The organism is Aeromonas sp. 11P (assembly GCF_051920165.1).
Lineage (GTDB): Bacteria > Pseudomonadota > Gammaproteobacteria > Enterobacterales > Aeromonadaceae > Aeromonas > Aeromonas veronii.
The window spans coordinates 330,937-350,219 of the sequence record NZ_JBQBDJ010000004.1 but is presented as its reverse complement, the minus strand read 5'-3'; the positions used below and the strand labels follow the sequence as shown (position 1 = coordinate 350,219).

The following is a 19,283-nucleotide window of genomic DNA, read 5'->3' as shown; positions in this document are numbered from 1 at the left end:
GGTTCGTTATTCTCCCTACCCACACGCCACATCCCCCCATCAGCCAGGGCCGGAAGCCATAATGCATCGCAAACCCCATCTGCCCGAGAAGATCTGCCCCGTCTGCCAGCGCCCCTTCAGCTGGCGGCGCAAGTGGGCGCGCAGCTGGGAGGAGGTTCGCTACTGCAGCGAGCGCTGTCGCCACGCTCGTCACAGCAGGCAGCAACCTGAGGAGCGAGTCTGATGGAGCTGCGTCTTATTCTTGGCGATCAGCTGAACGCCGGTCACAGCTGGTTTCGCCCCCCGGATCCGGCAATCTGTTATCTGATGGCGGAACTGCGTCAGGAGACCGACTACTGCCGCCACCATCGCCAGAAGGTGCTGGCCTTCTTTGCCGCCATGCGCGCCTTCGCGGCAGCACTCACCCAAGCGGGCCACCGCGTCTGTTACCTGACCCTCGACGAGAGCGCCCGCTGGCACGACTTGCCCGGCTTGCTGGAGGCTCAGCTCGAAGCACATCAGGCCAGCAGCTTTGCCTGGCAGAGCCCGGACGAGTGGCGCCTTGCCAGCCAGTTGAAAAGCTGGGCGGCAGGACTTGCCATCCCTGCCACCGAGGTGGAGAGCGAACATTTTCTCACCCCCCGCGATGGCTGGCAGCGCTACCCCCACAGCCGGATGGAGTTCTTCTACCGCTCCCTGCGAAAGCAATATCAAGTGCTGCTCGATGAGCGCGGCCAACCCCTTGGCGGGCGCTGGAATTTTGATGACGAGAACCGAGCCAAACTGCCGGCTAGCCAGCCAATCCCGGCCCCCCTCACCTTTGCCAACGAGGTGAGCGAGATTGATACCATGCTGACCCGCCACGGGGTCAGCACCATCGGCGAGGCGGATGCCAGCCAACTGCCGTGGCCTATCACAAGACGCCAGAGTCGTGAGCTGCTGGCCCATTTTCTCACCCACTGTCTGCCCCACTTTGGCCGCTATCAGGATGCCCTGAGCGAGCGGGGCTGGAGCCTGTTTCACAGCCGACTGTCGTTTTCCCTCAACAGCAAGATGCTCCATCCGCTTGAGGTGATCCGCGCCGCCGAAGCCCACTGGCAGGCCAATCAGGCCACCATCACGTTGGCGCAGGTGGAGGGCTTTATCCGCCAGATCCTCGGCTGGCGCGAGTTTGTCCGTGCCCTCTACTGGGAGAAGATGCCCGACTATCAGCGCACCAATTTTCTCGGTGCCAACCGGCCGCTGCCCGGCTTTTTCTGGAGCGGTGAAACAGACATGGCCTGCGTGCGCCATGCCATCAACCAATCCCTTGAGCACGGTTACGCCCACCATATCCAGCGGCTGATGGTGACCGGCAACTTTGCCCTGCTGGCGGGGATTGATCCTGACGAGGTTGATCAGTGGTATCTCGGCATCTATGTGGATGCCATCGAGTGGGTGGAGCTGCCCAACACCCGCGGCATGAGCCAGTTTGCCGATGGCGGCCTGATGGGCAGCAAGCCCTACGCCAGCAGCGGCGCCTATCTCGAGCGGATGGGCCACTACTGCAAGGGGTGCCACTATCAGGTCAAAGCCCGCAGCGGCGACGGGAGTTGCCCCTTCAACAGCCTCTACTGGCACTTTTTATGGCGCAATCGGGACAAACTGGGCGGCAATCCCCGCCTCGCCCTCCCCTATGCCAACTGGGATGGCCAAGCCGCCGAACAGCAGCAGGCCATTCTGGCGACGGCGGAGCACTATCTCATCCATCTTGAGCAGCTGTAAGCGGGCCATGCCCCCTGACACATACCCCTGACAGCAGCGCAGCGATTTACGCTGGCAATCAGGCGCGTCATCGCATCAAACACCACCCCGTGACTGGCAGGCAGACGGAGATCCCAATCCTGCGCAGAGCGGTTGAATATCCTGTGGCGGCTGATTATGGTGGTGGCCACATCAAGGTTTCCATCAACCAAACATCAGAAAAACGAGTCTAAGGAAAGACGATATGGAGATAGTGGTTCTCGGTGGCGGCGTGATCGGGGTAACCAGCGCCTGGTATCTGGCCAAAGCGGGTCACAAGGTGACCTTGCTGGAGCGACAAGGGGGCGTTGCCCTTGAAACCAGCCATGCCAACGCCGGGCAAATATCACCCGGTTATGCGGCCCCCTGGGCGGCTCCCGGCATCCCCCTCAAGGCGGCCAAATGGATGTTGCAAAAGCATGCCCCCTTCACCGTGCGCCCCACTGCTGATCCCTTCCAGCTGCGCTGGATGCTCAAAATGCTCGCCAACTGCACACCGACCGCCTATGCCACCAACAAGGGGCGCATGGTGCGCCTCGCCGAATACAGCCGCGACTGTATGAAGGCACTGCGCGACGAGTTGAGCATCGATTACGAAGGGCGCCAGCTCGGCACCCTGCAGCTGTTTCGCAGCCAATCCCAGCTCGATGCCAGTCAGCGCGATATCGAGGTGCTGGAGGAGTACGGCGTCCCCTACCAGTCGCTGGATGCCAGCGGCTGCGAAGCGGCAGAGCCTGCGCTGGCGCGGGTGCGCGGCAAAATCGTCGGCGGCCTGCGCCTGCCCGGCGACGAGACCGGCGACTGCTTCCGCTTCACCAAGGCCCTTGCCCTTGAAGCCGAGAAGCTCGGGGTCAAGTTCGTCTTCAACTGCGACATCGACGAGATTGAGCAAGCCCGCGGCCGCGCCGTGGCGGTACGGGCGGGTGAGCAGCGCTATCGCGCCGATGCCATCGTCTGTGCGCTCGGCAGTTATGCCACCGGCTTTTTACGGCCGCTGCTGCGCCCGCTCGGGCTGGAGCTGCCGGTCTATCCGGTCAAGGGCTACTCCCTCACCCTGCCAATGATCAACGCCGAGGCCGCGCCGCGCAGTACAGTGCTCGACGAAACCTACAAGGTGGCCATCACCCGTTTTGACGAGCGGATCCGGGTCGGCGGCATGGCGGAGCTCTCGGGCTACAACCTCGCCCTTAATCCGAGGCGCCACGACACTCTGGCGATGGTGGTGGGCGATCTCTTCCCCGAGGGGGGTGATATCAACAAGGCCGAGTTCTGGACCGGTCTGCGCCCCATGACGCCGGATGGCACCCCGCTGGTGGGGCCGAGCCCCATTCCCGGTCTCTGGCTCAATACCGGCCACGGCACCCTGGGCTGGACCATGGCGGCCGGTTCGGGTCAGCTGTTGTGCGATCTTATCAGCGGCAGCGAACCCGCCATCAGCGACGAGGGGTTGACCCTGGCCCGTTACGCCTGAGCGCCCACGCGGTCGGGCTGTTTCCCCCGCTTTATTGACATGCCACCGCCATAAGCGGTGGCCTTTTCATCGTTACTGCGCCCCGTTTTGTCCCTCGCTCCGCCGTTGCCGCTTATTGCAGCGAACGGCACAGAATATTGTGCAATTCGACTTGCGCCCGCCGTCACAATCCGTAATGTGGATAGACGCATTTTTCGCAGCGCATATTTTTTAAATGGCTTGTAAAGACCTTGTAAATGGCCTTCGCCAGCAGGGACGCAGGCGTGCAACACCCCTTTCATTAGCAGCAATCCAGGGTAGGACAATATGAAAAAAGTAGGTTTGGTCGGTTGGCGTGGCATGGTGGGATCGGTTCTGATGAGCCGGATGCAGGAAGAGCAGGATTTCGCCCATATTCAACCCACCTTCTTCACCACCTCCCAGGCCGGTGAGGCCGCTCCCAACTTCGGCGTCGATGCCGGTACTCTGCAGGACGCCTTCGATATCGAGGCGCTGGCCAGGCAGGATATCATCATCACCGCCCAAGGCGGCGACTACACCAAGGATGTCTATCCGCGCCTGAAAGCCGCCGGCTGGCAGGGTTACTGGATTGACGCCGCCTCCGCTCTGCGGATGGAGAAAGATGCCGTCATCATTCTGGATCCGGTCAACGGCGATGTCATCGAGCAGGCCCTAAACAACGGCATCAAGACCTTCGTTGGCGGCAACTGCACCGTCAGCCTGATGCTGCTGGCCCTCGGCGGCCTGTTCAAGGCCGATCTGGTGGAGTGGGTAAGCGTGGCCACCTATCAAGCCGCCTCCGGTGGTGGTGCCCGCCATATGCGCGAGCTGGTCACCCAGATGGGGATGCTGCGCGATGAAGTGGCGGTCGAGCTGGCCGACCCTGCCTCCGCCATTCTCGATATCGAGCGCAAGATCACCGAGAAGACCCGCTCCGGCACCCTGCCGGTAGACAACTTCGGCGTACCGCTCGCCGGTGGCCTTATCCCCTGGATCGACACCAAGCTCGACAACGGCCAGAGCCGTGAAGAGTGGAAGGGTCAGGCCGAGACCAACAAGATTTTGGGTATCGAAAACGCCGTCATTCCGGTGGATGGTCTCTGCGTGCGGATCGGTGCCCTGCGCTGCCACAGCCAAGCGTTCACCATCAAGCTGAAAAAAGATGTGCCGCTGGCGGAGATCGAGGCCCTGCTGGCTGCCCACAACGACTGGGTGAAGGTGATCCCCAACGATCGCGATATCACCGCCCGCGAGCTGACTCCGGCGGCCGTCACCGGCACCCTCAGCATTCCGGTGGGTCGTCTGCGCAAACTCAATATGGGCCCTGAGTATCTGGCCGCCTTTACCGTGGGTGACCAGCTGCTGTGGGGCGCCGCCGAGCCGCTGCGCCGCATGCTGCGTATCCTGCTGGCGCGCTAATCCGCAAGCTAGAGGCAGAAACAACAAGGGCGGGGAGTCACACTCCCCGCCCTTTTTCATTGCCTGTTTTTATAAGCCCTTTAGCAGGCTCTCACTCTTGCTGTCACTTAAAGCAGAATACGCTGACAGCCGCTATAGATCTCGGCCCGCCCGGGGCGGCAAAAACCCACCAGGGTGAGACCGGTCTGCTCGGCCCGCTCGACCGCAAGCTCGGTGGCAGCCGAGATGGCGAGCAAGATCTCCACCCCGGCGCTGGCGCACTTTTGCACCATCTCGAAACTGGCGCGGCTGGTCACCAGAATGGCACCATCACGGCGACCGCTGCGGCACAAGTGACCCACCAGCTTGTCCAGCGCAATATGGCGCCCCACATCCTCGCGAATGGCGAGAATGTTGCCTTCCCCATCCAGATGCACCGCCGCATGGGTGGCGCCGGTGCGCTGGCCCAGCAGCTGGAGCGGGCGCAGCGCGCTCAATACCTTGTCGATATGGCCCACCGCCAGACTCTGGCTGTCAGGCAGCGCTGGCTGGGTGCGGATCACCTGCTCAAGACTCTCGCTGCCGCAGATGCCGCAACCGGTGCGCCCCGCGAGCGTGCGCCGCTTCTCTTTGAGGCGGTGAACGCAGCGATTGGCCAGAGTGATATGCAACTCAATCCCCTGACAGCCGTCAATCTGCTCGATGTCGTGGATATCGAGCAGGCTGTCGATGATCCCCTCGGAGAGCGAAAAACCGATGGCAAAATCCTCCAGATCGGAGGCCGAGCACATCATCACGCTGTGGGCGATACCGTTGTAGACCAGCGCCACCGGCGTCTCGGAGGGGAGCGCCATTGCGCTGTCGCAGGTCAAGGTATCGGCGCGGTAGTGCACCACCTCGCGGTGGATGGCGCAGCGGGCCAGTTCGTTCTGCGCCTCCAGCTCAAGTAGCTCTCTCATGGTGCGACCCCGTCAATAATTTCGGGATCCCGGGCCGAGATGCCGAGGCGCTTCATCTTGGAGAGCAAGGTGGTGCGCTTCATGCCGAGGCGGTTGGCCGCCCCCCGCTCGCCAGCGACGATGCCGTTGCTGTCACGCAGGGCGGCGATGATCGCTTCGCGCTCATCAATCGGCCCCTCCTCGGCAAAGAGCGGCGTGGCGGGCTCGTCATACACCAGGGTCTCAATCTTGTGGTAACCCTTGAGCGGCATCAGCTCATCGGGCGAGAGGTTGAGCACATGGCCGCGGGTCATCACCACGGCGCGTTCGATGACGTTCTCCAGCTCGCGGATATTGCCGTACCACGGCAGCGACACCAGCATCTTCATCGCATCGGCGGGGATAGAGGTGATGGTGCGGCGCATCCGCTTGGCGATCTTCTTGATAAAGAAATTGACCAAGAGCGGAATGTCCTCGCGCCGCTCGCGCAGGGGCGGTAGCTCGATGGGAAAGACATTGAGGCGGTAATAGAGGTCACTGCGAAAGCGCTTGTTCTTGACCATGGAGAGCAGATCGCAGTTGGTGGCGGCCACCAGGCGCACATCCACTGCGATGGGGTTGCTGTTGCCCACCCGCTCCAGCTCGTGCTCCTGCAATACCCGCAAGAGTTTGGGCTGCAAGTCCAGCGGCATATCCCCCACTTCGTCGAGGAACAGGGTGCCCTTGTGGGCCCGCTCGAAACGGCCGATCCGCTGGGTCAGGGCGCCGGTAAAGGCCCCCTTCTCGTGGCCAAAGAGATCGCTTTCGATAAGGCCGGTCGGGATGGCGGCGCAGTTCACCTTCACCATCTCGTGATCGTGGCGGGCACTCAGGGCGTGAATGGCCTGGGCGATCAGCTCCTTGCCGGTGCCGGTCTCGCCGAGGATCAGCACGGTACTGTCGCTCTCGGCCACCAGCCGCACCTTCTCCAGCACGCTCTCCATCACCGCGCTCTGGTAGATGATGTGGGGGAACTCCCCCTGCATCTGCGGCTCGTTGATGCGAATGGTCTTCTCGCGGGCCCCCGTGGTGTTGGAGATCTCCTGCTGCGCCTGCACGTTGTTCATGGCAATTGCCGTGCGTGCCGCCACCTGCTCTAGCAGGGAGATATCGATATCGGCAAAGAAGTCGGCGTTGGGGTGCGAGAGGATCAACACCCCCAGCAGGTTCCCCCGATAGCGCAGCGGCAAAATGCAGGAGCTGTCGGCCTCGGGCGGCAGGATCTGGGAGGTAAAGCGGCAGCGATTGCTGCAGCCGTGGCCATGTTCACGATAGACAAAAAACGGCTCGCTATGGCCAAGGGCCCCCTGCAGGCACTTCTTTTCGAAACAGGAGTGATCGATGATGCCCGGCTGCTCGCTCTGGTGCTGATTGACCAGATAGCTCTTGAAACTGTCGGAGGTGGCGTTGTACTCCGCCAGACACAAGCTGCTGATGCCAAAGTGATGGTGCAGGATGGCAAACAGGCTCTTGGGCAGCTCGGCGATGCGCACCAGTTTGATCACCGCATTGGTCACATCCACCAGAATTTTGCAGCTGTCGCGCTCAAGACGCAGGGAGTTGGCCTGCTCCAGAGTGCGCTCCTTGTCGAGCACGTTCTCCAGCGCAATGGCGATAATGGCCGCCAGCTGGGTCAGCTTGGCGAGCGTCTCCATGGTGAAGCTGTCGAGCTGGGTGTTGATAAACTCGACCCCGCCCAGATGGCTGCGGGCAGTGGTGATGGGGAGCTGGCAGTAGGAGCGCAGCCCCCCGTAGACCCCTTTGCGATCCAGAGCCGGGCAGCGATTCTCAAAGCGGGCGGCAGCGAGAATGATAGCCTGTTCCGGGGTCTCTTTGGTAGGACGGGGGGAGAGGTGCAGCTCTGCCTTGGGGCAGACCAGATGCTTTGGGCCGGAATGTCCCATGAAATAGAAGATGGCCTCCTCGTCTGCACCCATGTTGAGGATCAGATTGACCCGGGTCACGCCGCCGAAGCTGGCATCTATCTTGTTGAGTTTGTGGATAAAATCATCGAGCGTCACGGCCGACAGGAGGGATTTGGAGAGCAGGAGGAAACCGTCGTCCCAGATGGGAGAGATCTCGTCCAGGGGGATGGCACTCACATTTAGCATTGCGGCCTCACGTTATATCGATTTAGTCACCAGTCAGGCTGTCCATGCCATCGCATCACGACAAACACCCGTCACCGAAATAAATAGCCGCAGCCCGTAAAAACGGCTGCCAATAAGAAAAGCGGTGACGAAAATTGTCGCATGTTGCAATTCCAGAGTTGTTATTAACGAACGACAACAAAAAGTAACATCGTTATCGGGGGATATATTGGAATGGCGACTCATCATAGATGAGCTCAAATTTCATTACAATCCGATTTAATATATCTGATGGCCATATTTAACCGGTTATTTCATCAGTTCTTGATCTCAATTAAGGCGCCCGAAAAGTGGGCCGCCGTCAACTGTCAGATCTGCCTCTCCTCTTCGCTGGCTGCGGGTTTCAAGATGGCGTTTGCTGCCCATTCATCGGCAGTTTATGAGGTGATGATCCGGCTGTGGCAGCACTTCAGGCCACCGAAGATAAAGAGGGCCGACAGGCTCTGGAAGGCCATCAACAGCCAGCTGGCGTTGTCGGCAAGCTCAACCGATACGCACTGGTGAGTGAGGTAGACCAGCAGGGTGATCACCCCCAGCAGCAGGCAGTTGATCAAGGTGGTGGAGATAAACCCGATCAGCCAGGCACTGGAAATACTCAAGGCGGAAAATACGCTGCCCATGGCGAGCCGTGCTGCCATAAAACAGCCGAAAAAACCGAAGCCGAGCAGAAATATCATCTCGTCGCGCCAAATATAGCAACCTATTCCCAGCAATATCGCCGCCAGATAGGTGCCAATATAGAAAATTCCGAATAAGCGACCAATTTCATGTTGCATCATTTATCCCCTGTTTTTGGGTAATAAAAGGGTGCCCGACTCGATAAATCCGAGTCGGGTTCCCTTATTTGTGCAGAACGTCCTTTTTTAGGGCGGGTCAGCCTTTGGCTGCGCTGCGCAATTTCGCCTTGAGCGCGCTGTATTCAGTCTGGACGTACACTTCCGCCTCAGGCTGATTGTCGATGCGCTCGATCTTCACCGCGCAGTACTTGTACTCCGGCGTGTGGGAGACGGGATCGACGTGCTCGATGGTGAGCTCGTTGCAGGCCCCGATCCACCACTGGTAGGTCATGTAGACCACCCCGGCGTTGACCCGGTCGTTGTAGTTGGCCCGGGTGATCACCTTGCCACGGCGCGACGAGATCCAGACCAGCGCCTGATCCTTCACCCCAAGCTTTTTGGCATCGCTCGGGTGGATCTGCACATAACCCGGCTCATCGGCCAGGGTTTGCAGCGCCGAGCAGTTGCCGGTCATGGAGCGGCAGGAGTAGTGACCTACCTCGCGCACGGTGGAGAGCACCAGCGGGTACTCTGCACAGGGCTGCTCCAGCGGCGGCCGCCACTCGGAGGCGATCAGCTGACCCTTGCCGCTCGGGGTGGTGAACACATTCCCCTCGAACAGAGTGCTGGTGCCCGGGTGATCCTCGGTCGGGCAAGGCCACTGCACGCTCTTGAGATCGGCCATCTTGTCGTAGCTGACCCCGGCATAGAGCGGGCAGAGCGCACGCATCTCGTCCCAGATCTGTTGGGTGTCGCGATACTCCATGGGATAACCCATGGCGGTCGCCATCAACGAGAAGATGGCCCAGTCCGGTTTCACGTTCTCGGGGGGCGTCACCGCCTTGTAGAAACGCTGGAAGCCGCGATCTGCCGAGCTGTAGACCCCCTCGTGCTCACCCCAGCTGGTGGCGGGCAGAATGACGTCGGCCATCTCGGCGGTCTGGGTCATGAAGATATCCTGCACGATCACCAGCTCCATCCCCGCCAGAGTGCGGCGGAACTGACCCAAGTCAGCTTCGGTCTGGGCCGGATCTTCACCGAAGATGTAGAAGGCCTTGCACTTGCCCTCCTCCACCTTGTGGCCAAGCTCGGTCAGGCGATAGCCGGGTTTTTGGGAAAGCGACGCCACCCCCCACGCCTTGGCGAACTTGGCGCTGATCTCGGGATCGGCCACCGACTGATAACCCGGGAACTGGTGCGGCAGCATCCCCATGTCACAGGTGCCCTGCACATTGTTCTGACCACGTACCGGCCCGCAACCGGTGCCACGGCGACCGAAGTTGCCGGTCAGCAGCGCCAGACCCGCCAGCCCCTTGACCACATCCACCGCCTGACCGTACTGGGTCACCCCCATGCCCCACAGGATCATGGACGCAGGCGACTCGGCGTAGGTGCGAATGGCGGCGCGGATATCGGCGGCTTTGAGGCCAGTGATCCCCTCCACATATTCCGGGGTGTACTTGGCCACCGTCGCCTTGAAGGTCTCGAACCCTTCGGTATAACTGGCGACAAAGGCCTTGTTGTATAGCCCTTCATTGATCAACACGTTGGCGAAGGCGTTAACCAGCGCCATGTTGGAACCGTTTTTGAGCGGCAGCCACTGATCGGCGATGCGGGCGGTCTCCACCATACGGGGATCGCACACAATCACCTTGGCCCCGTTTGCCTTCGCCTTGAGGATATGGCGGGCGACGATGGGGTGAGAGTCAGCAGCGTTGTAACCAAACACCAGCAGGCACTTGGTCTCTTGAATTTCGGGAATGGCGTTGCTCATGGCGCCGTTGCCTACAGTTGTCTCCAGACCGGAGACTGAGGGTGCGTGTCACACCCTCGCGCAGTGGTCGACGTTGTTCGTCCCAATCACCGCACGGGCAAATTTCTGCATCACATAGTTGGCTTCATTGCCGGGGCCGCGGGCAGAGCCAGTGGTCATGATGGCGTCCGGGCCATATTTCGCCTTGATGGCAGAGAGACGGCTGCTGGCGAACTCGATCGCCTCATCCCAGGAGACGGCCTCGAACTTGCCACCGCGTTCGCGGCGGATCATCGGGCTCTTGAGACGGGGGGTCAGCAGGTTGGTGTCGTTCAAAAAATCCCAACCGTAATAGCCCTTGAGGCAGAGCTGCCCCTCGTTGGTCCGGCCGTTGGCGCCTTCGGCCCCCACCACCTTGTCGTTTTCAACCAGCAGGTTGATTTTGCAACCGGTGCCGCAATAGGGGCACACGGTAATGACTTTTTTCATGACTCACACTCTTGTTTGTTAACGAAAAACGGCTCGGCAAGCCCGCTCACACCCGCGCTGGCATCGCCAGCAGTGCCTCGGCACTGGCCAGCTGCTTCTGCCGGTTCAGGGTTTCAAGATGCTCCGGCGTGACCAGCCGCAGCGCCTGGGTCGGACACACCTCGACACAGGCCGGGCCCGCCTCGCGGTGACGGCAGAGATCGCACTTGAGCGCCTGCGCCTTGGTCTGCGGACGCTTGAAGAGCGGATCGGCAGCGGGTGCCACCTCTTTGAGCACCACCGCCATGGCGCCGTAAGGACAGGCCACCACGCAGGACTTGCAGCCGATGCAGCGCTCCTGCAACACCTTGACGCAACCATCCTCGCTGACGATGGCATTGTTCGGGCAGGCCATGGCGCACGGCTTGTCTTCACACTGGCGGCAGAGCACCGGCGTGGTCACCTTGCTGCCCACGATCACCTTCAGGCGCGGCTGAAAGTAGCTGTCCTTGGAGACCAGATGTCCATCCTCGATGGCAAGATGCAGGCCGCCCTCCCGCTCAAGGGTCCCGCTGCAAGACCCTGACTGGTGTGAAACGGCGCAGGCCACCTCACAGGTACGACACCCAATACAGAGACTGGGATCTGCAATCACGAAGCTGTTCATAGAGAGGGATCCTAAATGGTTCGTTACACCGGGCCGCCCGCCGACAGGCAAAAAGGCGGCCAGCCCCCTACAAAGCATTTATCAGACCAAAACGGGAGAATGGCGCGATAAAAATTCACAAGCAACTGAAAATAAAGGAATAATCAGAAAGAGATGCTTGCTGGATGCCACAACTGACGAGAGTGACGACGGGTGGGAAGTGTGATCGATACGACAAAAGTGACGAGCTCGACACCGGCTGACCAGCCCTGCCCCAGCCATATAACGGAACCGTTCGAAGGAGTTTGCTGCCAAGATCGGCCGCCCCAAACCGGACAAGTGGAGGAAGGAGAATCGGGGGAGAAAAGCCATACCAAGGGACAAAAATGGGTTGTGCAGCAAGCCAAACCGAACAAAAATAGGCCACTTATTGACTGATTTGTTGAGCCAGAGCCGGTTTTAGGCCCCTGCCCCTTCAGTTTTCTATCCATCCGGTTAATATGTGCCAGTTGGCAACCAGCTCCGTTGGGGTCGTTTTAATAGCGATGGGCAATGAACAACTGCTGGTAAAGAGCACATCTGTGCTGGAACGTAGGATGACAGTTATACCACCCCATCATCAATATGCTTTTAATGCCAGTTAGATCCGACATTTCAAATTATTGATTTAAAAAATTATCTAACAATGAGATTGTCATGGATATAAAACATATTAAAAACACATATGACTTCCATAAACTTGTTGAGTCAATGCACGAGTACCATCCAATGTATCGTGGCGTTCAAAACGCTAATTACCAGCTTATTTCGACCATGGGCAGAGCATTAATTAAAAACATAGATGATAGGGAAAAATATGCACTAACTTATGAAGTAAACAACAATACTGAAATAGCAGCTTTTGAAAGTTTCAAACGTCATATCAGGCCTTACTTAAGCAACCAATTTCATGATGATTGGGAATTATTGGCTTTAGCCCAACATCATGGGCTACCTACAAGGCTACTGGATTGGACTTTAAATCCACTTGTAGCAGTATATTTTTCATGCCACAAAAACCTGTCCAACATTAACTCAGCAATTTATGTAATTAAAGACATATATGGCATTCAGAGTGCTGATAAAACTGAAAGTCCTTTTTCAATCCAAGATGCATGTATTTTTGAACCAAGTCATGTAACACAGAGAATTACTGCGCAATCAGGTTTGTTTACTGTTCATAGTAATTTAACCACTCCTTATTTAAATGCCAACATGGAAAAATGGATAATAGGTGAGCATGTAAAAATTGAACTTGACATTATGGCGTCAATTTATGGTGTAGATGATAAATCTATGTTCCCCGGAATTGAGGGCATTGCTAAGAATATATCTAATGAATATGGACTTATATGATGCCAATCATATAAAACATAAGAGAAATCGCATTTATGCTCACCTCAGAGTGCAAGTAATTTCCATTGCACCCTACGACAGTGGAGTTTGCGGGTTATGTTTTGCCAACCCTTTAAGGAGCACGTTAAATTTATGGAGGATAAATGACATCTCGGGAACTACTTGAGCAAGCTGTACATAGCAGCGCTATTATTCATCAGCCTCATGCGCTAAAAGCCTATTTATCAGCTCAATTTCTTGCCAAACACCTTGGGCAGCCGGAAGCCTTGTCGCAACAAACCGCCAAATTGATTGCCAAGGATGGATTACAGGTGTCAACGGTACTTACCGATAGTGTGCAGCCTGTCGCTTTCTCCGATTTACGCAGACATCGTATTCTGGCACGTGGTATCTATCCCGCTGCCTACCAAGCTATTTCCCAATGGCATGCCGAGTACGGCTTTCACGATATCTTTGAATTCTATATCGCCAAGGCAGCCAATAAGCCCGAATATTTATCCCATAACGTCACCATTTTGCTTGCGCTTAATAAGGTATACAGCGCCCTTCCTCCCGAGTGGGTACCTGCATTTTTAAATCGGGTCACGGAGTTTGTCACTGCTACCTTCCCTAATGAAGAAAATAGAGAGCGCTGTGAGGCGATCACAACAGGACTGCCGGTAACATTAGAGGATGTATTGCATTCCTGTTTGCAGCAGCCAGGTTTTTTTGGCCATAACCTTATCACCCTGGCCTGGATAGTTCGCTGCAAAACATCGTTATCTGATGCTCAATATAATGCCATGCTAGGCAATCTCAATTTACAAGCCGTCAGTCCCCTTGAAGATCCTGATGACGAACTGGATTTAAACTTGTGGAACTCCTGCGCCACCCATAATGATATTGATGGGTTCAAAGAACAAATATGGTCGTTGATTTTTGATACCTGCTTTAATCTGCATCAGATTACCTTGGCTGATGCCCTCAGCCTCTTACAGCAGCAATACCCTGAGCATACAGCTGAATTAATAAGGGTGGCCAAGTATCACACCAGAAAATGTGCTGAAATGAGTTTATAAAAATATCACTGTAGGGTGCAATAAGCGCAGCGCATTGCACCTCTTACCTCTTTTAATACTTGGTGCCATTCACTTCGTTCATTGCACCCTACCTTTCCCCTCTGGTACATAAAGACTCCATCGCAGCTCAACTGCATCCCCTTTGCCATCCTGCCAGCAATTAATTAGTGATTACTTTATCGTCTATTTATTATCCTTTTTGGTAAAAGAGAGTAGCCAAACCACTTCGCTAGATAAAACAAACTGTTGCCTGCATTGTCGCGGCCTATTTCAATCGCCGGATAATTAATTCTCTTACTCAAATTGAACTTTTGATTATTTATAACTGAGCATAGTCCCGCAGAGTGTGTGTCATTATAAGCTTAATGACAGATGAACAGACTGTGTTCCATGACAAGCAGATCACTATTCCGTTAGCGCCCTTTCCCATCGCAATCCATTAATTCTCTCCCGATTAAATATCACGACTCTCCTGGTAGGTCGGGCAGCTGTGCGTTGGCAAACGTGTAAACATCAAACTGACAAGATGAACTCATGAACTGTGATAAACAACAAGCCACTCCCGGCGTTATGCTGGCGGCGATTGGCGTAGTCTATGGCGATATCGGCACCAGCCCGCTCTATACCTTGCGCGAGTGCCTGTCAGGTCAATTCGGGTTCGGCGTCGAGCCGGCCTCCATTCTCGGCTTTCTCTCGCTGATCTTCTGGCTGCTGATCCTGGTGGTGTCGGTCAAGTACCTCTCCTTTGTGATGCGGGCCGACAACGCCGGTGAGGGTGGCATTCTCACCCTGATGTCGCTGGCGACCCGCAACGCCTCCACCCGCTGGACGCCACTGCTGATCATCCTCGGCCTGATTGGCGGCAGCTTCTTCTATGGCGAGGTGGTGATCACCCCGGCGATGTCGGTGATGTCGGCCATCGAGGGTCTGAGCATTCTCACCCCCGCCCTTGACCCCTATATCGTCACTCTATCGGTGCTGGTGCTGACCCTGCTGTTCGCCATCCAGAAACATGGCACCGCCATGGTGGGCAAGCTGTTTGCCCCCATCATGCTGATCTGGTTTATGACGCTGGCAGTGCTGGGGCTGCGCGGCATCATCCACAACCCCGAGGTGCTGGGGGCGCTCAACCCCATTTGGGCGGTGCGCTTCTTTGTCCAGTACCAGACCACCTCCTTCTTTGCCCTCGGCGCCGTGGTGCTGGCCATCACAGGGGTGGAGGCGCTCTACGCGGATATGGGCCATTTTGGCAAAAACCCCATTCGCCTCGCCTGGTTTATCGTGGTGCTGCCCTCCCTGGTGCTCAACTACTTCGGGCAGGGGGCGCTGCTGCTGAGTAACCCCGCCGCCATTACCAACCCCTTCTTCCTGCTCGCGCCGAAATGGGCGCTGGTGCCACTGCTGCTGCTGGCAACCATGGCGACGGTGATCGCCTCGCAGGCGGTGATCTCCGGGGTCTTTTCGCTGACCCGGCAGGCGGTGCGGCTCGGTTATCTCTCCCCCATTCGCATCGTTCACACCTCCGAGCAGGAGTCCGGCCAGATCTATATTCCGGTCATCAACTGGATGCTCTATATCTCGGTGGTGATCGTCATCATGAGCTTCGAGCACTCCAGCAATCTGGCGGCGGCCTACGGCATCGCGGTGACCGGCACCATGGTGCTCACCTCCATCCTCTCCTGCTCGGTGGCCAAGAACAGCTGGCACTGGAACAAGTATCTGGTGGCCATCCTGTTTGCCGCGCTGCTCTGTATCGACGTGCCGCTGTTTGCCGCCAACCTCGCCAAGATCTTCTCCGGTGGCTGGCTGCCGCTCACCCTGGGCGCGGTGATGTTCACCGTGATGACCAGCTGGAAGAGCGAGCGATTTCAGCTTATTCGTCGCCTGAACGAGCACGGCAACTCCCTTGAGCCGATGATCGCCTCGCTGGAAAAATCCCCGCCGACCCGGGTGGCCGGCACTGCGGTCTATATGTCGCGGGTGGTCAATGTGATCCCCCATGCGCTCTTGCATAACCTCAAGCACAACAAGGTGCTGCACGAGCGGATCATCCTGCTCACCCTACGGGTGGAGGATGTGCCCTACGTCCACAATGTGCGCCGGGTCTGCATCGAGCAGCTCTCCCCCACCTTCTGGCGGGTGGTAGCAAGCTACGGCTGGCGCGAGACCCCGAACGTGGAGGAGATCTTCCACCGCTGCAACGCCGAGGGGCTGAGCTGCCGGATGATGGAGACCTCCTTCTTCATGGCCCACGAGTCGCTGATCATGAAGGAGCGCCCCTGGTATCTCTACCTGCGCGGCAAGCTCTTTATGCTGCTGCAGCGCAACGCCCTGCGCGCCCCGGATCAGTTCGAGATCCCGCCCAACCGGGTCATCGAGCTGGGTTCGCAGGTGGATATCTGATGGCGGGTTGATGGCCTCTTAAAGACATAGAAAACATCAGCAAATAGAGAGGGAGGCATTGGCCTCCCTCTCTTGTTTCCGTTAACTCCGATTACCGGCCCCCTCATCCCCAACCCTTCTCCCGCAAGGGGAGAAGGGAGCAAAACACGGCAAATCGAACCAGCTCATTTCCCCTCACACAACAGCCGTAGGGTGCAATAAGCGCAGCGCCGTGCACCGCGAACATATGTCGGAGAGGTGCAATTCACTTCGTTCTTTGCACCCTACTCATGCTGCGTTTTCCAAGGTGACGAACCCTCCCAGCGGCTTCGTCACAAGTGACGAACGTCACAGTTCGACAGCCATACCAGCCCTTTCACCCAATCCCATGAAGATTTTTATTCTTTTAAAAACAGCCACTTAAAACCAATTTATCTGTAATAACCATTCTGGCCCGTATCTTGCCAACCTGCCCCTACTTTCTCCGTTCGCGACACGACAAGGTAGGCTATGAACCGCTTCGTTATCGCTGACCCCAAGCTTTGTATCGGCTGTGGCACCTGTATGGCGGCCTGCAGCGAGGTACACAAGGCGCAAGGTTTGCAGCAAGCCCCCCGTTTAACCGTTATGCGACACGAGCAGGCGACCATGCCGGTTCAGTGCCGTCACTGTGACGATGCCCCCTGCATCAAGGTGTGCCCGGTCGAGGCAATTCGCCAGACCGGCGATTGCGTGCAACTCAACGAGTCGCTCTGCATCGGCTGCAATCTCTGCGCCGTGGCCTGTCCCTTTGGCGCCGTCCAGAGCGGCGGCAGCCGTCCGGTGGCCGTGGCCACCAGTTACGACACCTATATCCCCTGCTCCATCCGCTCCAGCAACCCCTCCACTTCCGCTGGCCTGCGCTGCTTTGGCGAGGATCTGTTGAGCTGGGAGCCGGGGGTGCGCAGCATCGCGGTCAAGTGCGACCTGTGCGAGTTTCGCGCCGATGGCCCGGCCTGTGTCGGAGCCTGCCCCTCCCAGGCACTGAAGCTGGTCAATGACGGCGACACCGAACGCGCCGCCCGTATCCGTCGCCAGCAAGCGGCCGACACCAACCCGCAAGGGGCCTCCGCCTTCTCGGCGCCTGCCACGGCGATCCCTGCCTCCGATTTATCTACCACAGAGGGAGTTCGCTGATGTTGTCCCCCCTTGTTATGGCCACGCTCCTGCTCTTTTTGCTGGGCGCTGCCGCCGGTTTGCTCCTGCAAAAGCTGCCCGCACTGGCCAACCGCCTCAACAGCGGCTTTGCCCTGCTGGGCTCACTCGCGGGTCTGGTCGCCGCCATCCAGATCTTTGCCCAGGGCGCCCCCGTCGACGGCCAGCTCTGGCTGCTGGGTTCGGTGCACCTCGACATGCTGGCCGCGCTGATGCTGCTGGTGATTAGCACCGTCGGCGTCGCCGTCGCCCTCTACTCCTTTGCCTATATCCGCGAATATCAGGGCAAGGGGGATGTGGCCATCGGCGCGCTGATGAACCTCTTCCTCTTTGCCATGGTGGGCATGGTGCTGGCCGACAACGCGCTCGGTTTCTTGCTCTGCTACGAGCTGGTGACCCTCACCACCTACTGGCTGGTCAAAACCAACCCGGAAGCCGCCAAACAGAGCCGGCTTTACTTGGTGATGAACCATATCGGCATGGCACTGGTGCTGATCGCCTTCTGGCTGCTCTGCCGCGAAAGCGGCTCGCTGGAGTTCGCCGCGCTGCGTCAGCACCATCTGGCGGGCGGATTGGCCTCTCTGGTTTTCCTGCTCAGCTTCTGCGGCTTTGGCCTGCGCGCCGGTTTCGTGCCGCTGCACGGCTGGCTGCCGGTGGCCGAGCCCGTTGCGCCGTCCCATATCTCGGCGCTGATGTCTGGCGTGATGGTGAAGCTGGGTCTCTTCGGCATCTTGCGGGTCAGCATCGATTTTCTCGGCGCCAGCCAGCTCTGGTGGGGCTATGTGGTGCTGATCTTCGGCGCCTGCTCGGCAGTGCTCGGGGTGCTGTTTGCGCTGGCCGAGCACGATCTCAAGCGGCTGCTCGCCTACCACACGGTGGAGAACATCGGCATCATCCTGATGGGGATGGGGATCGGCATGATCGGCATCGCCAACCAGCAACCGGCGCTGGTGGTGCTGGGGCTGCTCGGTGCCCTCTACCACCTGCTCAACCACGCCATCTTCAAGAGCCTGCTCTTTATGGGCACCGGCTCGGTGATGTTCCGCCTGCACACCCGTGATATGGACAAGATGGGGGGGCTGGCCAAGCTGATGCCCTGGACTGCGCTGGCGTTCCTCATCGGCGCCATGGCCATCTCGGCGCTGCCGCCGCTCAACGGCTTTGTCAGCGAGTGGTTTATCTACCATTCCCTGCTCTCCATGACCAAACTCGGCACCTCCGTCGTCGCGCCGCTCGCGGTAGTAATGCTGGCGGTGACCGGCGCCATGGCGGTGATGTGTTTCGTCAAGGTGTACGGCATCTGCTTCTGCGGCGCCCCGCGCAGCGAGAAGGCGAGCCACGCCCGAGAAGTGCCGGGCGCCATGGTGGCTGGCACCCTGCTGCTGGCCGCGGTCTGTCTGGTACTGGGTCTGGGCGCCCCCTGGATTGCCCCCCATATCGCCAGCTATGGCCAAGCCTTGGTAAGCGGCCAAATGAACGTGGCCACTGGCGCCACCCTGCTGCCACTCGACAGCTCACAGGCGATCCTCTCACCACCCGTTATCGCCATCACCCTGCTGGGTCTGTTCCTCATCCCGTTGCTGGTATTGGCCATCTTCAAGGGGACCAAGCTGGGTCGTCGTCACGCTGGCACCCCGTGGGCCTGTGGTTACGCCTATGAGGAGCGCATGAGCCTTACCTCCGGCGGTGTCACCCACACCTTGCGCCAACTCTGCGCGCCGCTCTATCGCAAGCAGCCGCAGCTGGATCTGGCCAGCGCCCTGCACGGGGTGAGCGATACCAGCGGGACGACCGGCTGGCTGCTGCACGGTGTGGTGCTGGCGCTCTTTATCCTGATGGCTGTAGGAGTCTGAT

The 19,283-nt window shown here is 58.3% G+C and carries 15 protein-coding genes; 9 read left to right on the top strand and 6 right to left on the bottom strand.

Annotated elements, in window-relative coordinates; translation table 11 throughout:
* The first annotated feature begins 61 nt into the window (after positions 1–61).
* From ACTG1P_RS01850 to ACTG1P_RS01840, 3 genes are all read left to right on the top strand, one after another.
* On the top strand, positions 62–223 hold the full coding sequence (locus ACTG1P_RS01850; RefSeq protein WP_440000323.1) for a DUF2256 domain-containing protein: 162 nt from the start codon (positions 62–64) through the stop codon (positions 221–223).
* Positions 223–1,743, top strand: coding sequence for a cryptochrome/photolyase family protein (locus ACTG1P_RS01845; protein WP_440000322.1), 1,521 nt, complete (start codon positions 223–225; stop codon positions 1,741–1,743). The genes ACTG1P_RS01850 and ACTG1P_RS01845 overlap by 1 nt, the downstream gene beginning before the upstream one ends.
* A gap of 193 nt (positions 1,744–1,936) precedes the next feature.
* On the top strand, positions 1,937–3,232 hold the full coding sequence (locus tag ACTG1P_RS01840; RefSeq protein WP_440002268.1) for a D-amino acid dehydrogenase: 1,296 nt from the start codon (positions 1,937–1,939) through the stop codon (positions 3,230–3,232).
* On the opposite strand, the gene ACTG1P_RS01835 is transcribed toward ACTG1P_RS01840, so the two are convergent.
* The gene (locus ACTG1P_RS01835; RefSeq protein WP_440000321.1) at positions 3,223–3,513 is read right to left on the bottom strand and encodes a hypothetical protein; all 291 of its coding nucleotides are present in this window, start codon (positions 3,511–3,513) and stop codon (positions 3,223–3,225) included. The two genes, ACTG1P_RS01840 and ACTG1P_RS01835, sit on opposite strands and share 10 nt — an antisense overlap.
* Positions 3,514–3,538: 25 nt before the next feature.
* On the opposite strand from ACTG1P_RS01835, the gene asd reads away from it, so the two are divergent.
* Complete coding sequence (asd, locus tag ACTG1P_RS01830; protein ID WP_320656837.1) at positions 3,539–4,651, top strand: aspartate-semialdehyde dehydrogenase; 1,113 nt, start codon at positions 3,539–3,541, stop codon at positions 4,649–4,651.
* 107 nt (positions 4,652–4,758) lie between these two features.
* Here asd and fdhD read toward each other — a convergent pair whose 3' ends face one another.
* The 5 genes from fdhD to ACTG1P_RS01805 form a co-directional block, all read right to left on the bottom strand.
* Positions 4,759–5,589 carry a formate dehydrogenase accessory sulfurtransferase FdhD gene (fdhD, locus tag ACTG1P_RS01825; RefSeq protein ID WP_440000320.1) on the bottom strand — a complete coding sequence of 277 codons (831 nt, stop codon included), beginning with the start codon at positions 5,587–5,589 and terminating at the stop codon, positions 4,759–4,761.
* Positions 5,586–7,718 carry a sigma 54-interacting transcriptional regulator gene (locus tag ACTG1P_RS01820; protein WP_440000319.1) on the bottom strand — a complete coding sequence of 711 codons (2,133 nt, stop codon included), beginning with the start codon at positions 7,716–7,718 and terminating at the stop codon, positions 5,586–5,588. The genes fdhD and ACTG1P_RS01820 overlap by 4 nt, the downstream gene beginning before the upstream one ends.
* 416 nt (positions 7,719–8,134) lie before the next feature.
* A complete protein-coding gene (locus ACTG1P_RS01815) occupies positions 8,135–8,533 on the bottom strand; it encodes a hypothetical protein (protein ID WP_040065706.1) in 399 nt (132 codons plus the stop codon).
* Positions 8,534–8,630: 97 nt separating this feature from the next.
* Positions 8,631–10,775 carry a formate dehydrogenase subunit alpha gene (gene fdhF / locus ACTG1P_RS01810; protein WP_440000318.1) on the bottom strand — a complete coding sequence of 715 codons (2,145 nt, stop codon included), beginning with the start codon at positions 10,773–10,775 and terminating at the stop codon, positions 8,631–8,633.
* Between the two features lie 46 nt (positions 10,776–10,821).
* Positions 10,822–11,421, bottom strand: coding sequence for a 4Fe-4S binding protein (locus ACTG1P_RS01805; RefSeq protein WP_440000317.1), 600 nt, complete (start codon positions 11,419–11,421; stop codon positions 10,822–10,824).
* Between the two features lie 675 nt (positions 11,422–12,096).
* On the opposite strand from ACTG1P_RS01805, the gene ACTG1P_RS01800 reads away from it, so the two are divergent.
* The 5 genes from ACTG1P_RS01800 to hyfB all read left to right on the top strand — a co-directional run bounded on the left by ACTG1P_RS01800 (position 12,097) and on the right by hyfB (position 19,282).
* A complete protein-coding gene (locus tag ACTG1P_RS01800; RefSeq protein ID WP_440000316.1) occupies positions 12,097–12,795 on the top strand; it encodes an FRG domain-containing protein in 699 nt (232 codons plus the stop codon).
* A gap of 143 nt (positions 12,796–12,938) precedes the next feature.
* A complete protein-coding gene (locus tag ACTG1P_RS01795) occupies positions 12,939–13,853 on the top strand; it encodes a hypothetical protein (protein WP_440000315.1) in 915 nt (304 codons plus the stop codon).
* A 534-nt stretch (positions 13,854–14,387) separates the two neighbouring features.
* Positions 14,388–16,256 (top strand): low affinity potassium transporter Kup, encoded by a 1,869-nt coding sequence (kup, locus tag ACTG1P_RS01790; RefSeq protein ID WP_440000314.1) that lies wholly within the window; start codon positions 14,388–14,390, stop codon positions 16,254–16,256.
* A gap of 489 nt (positions 16,257–16,745) precedes the next feature.
* The gene (locus ACTG1P_RS01785) at positions 16,746–17,411 is read left to right on the top strand and encodes a 4Fe-4S dicluster domain-containing protein (protein WP_421301751.1); all 666 of its coding nucleotides are present in this window, start codon (positions 16,746–16,748) and stop codon (positions 17,409–17,411) included.
* Positions 17,411–19,282 (top strand): hydrogenase 4 subunit B, encoded by a 1,872-nt coding sequence (gene hyfB, locus ACTG1P_RS01780; protein WP_440000313.1) that lies wholly within the window; start codon positions 17,411–17,413, stop codon positions 19,280–19,282. Before ACTG1P_RS01785 ends, hyfB begins: the two co-directional genes overlap by 1 nt.
* Position 19,283 lies beyond the last annotated feature (1 nt).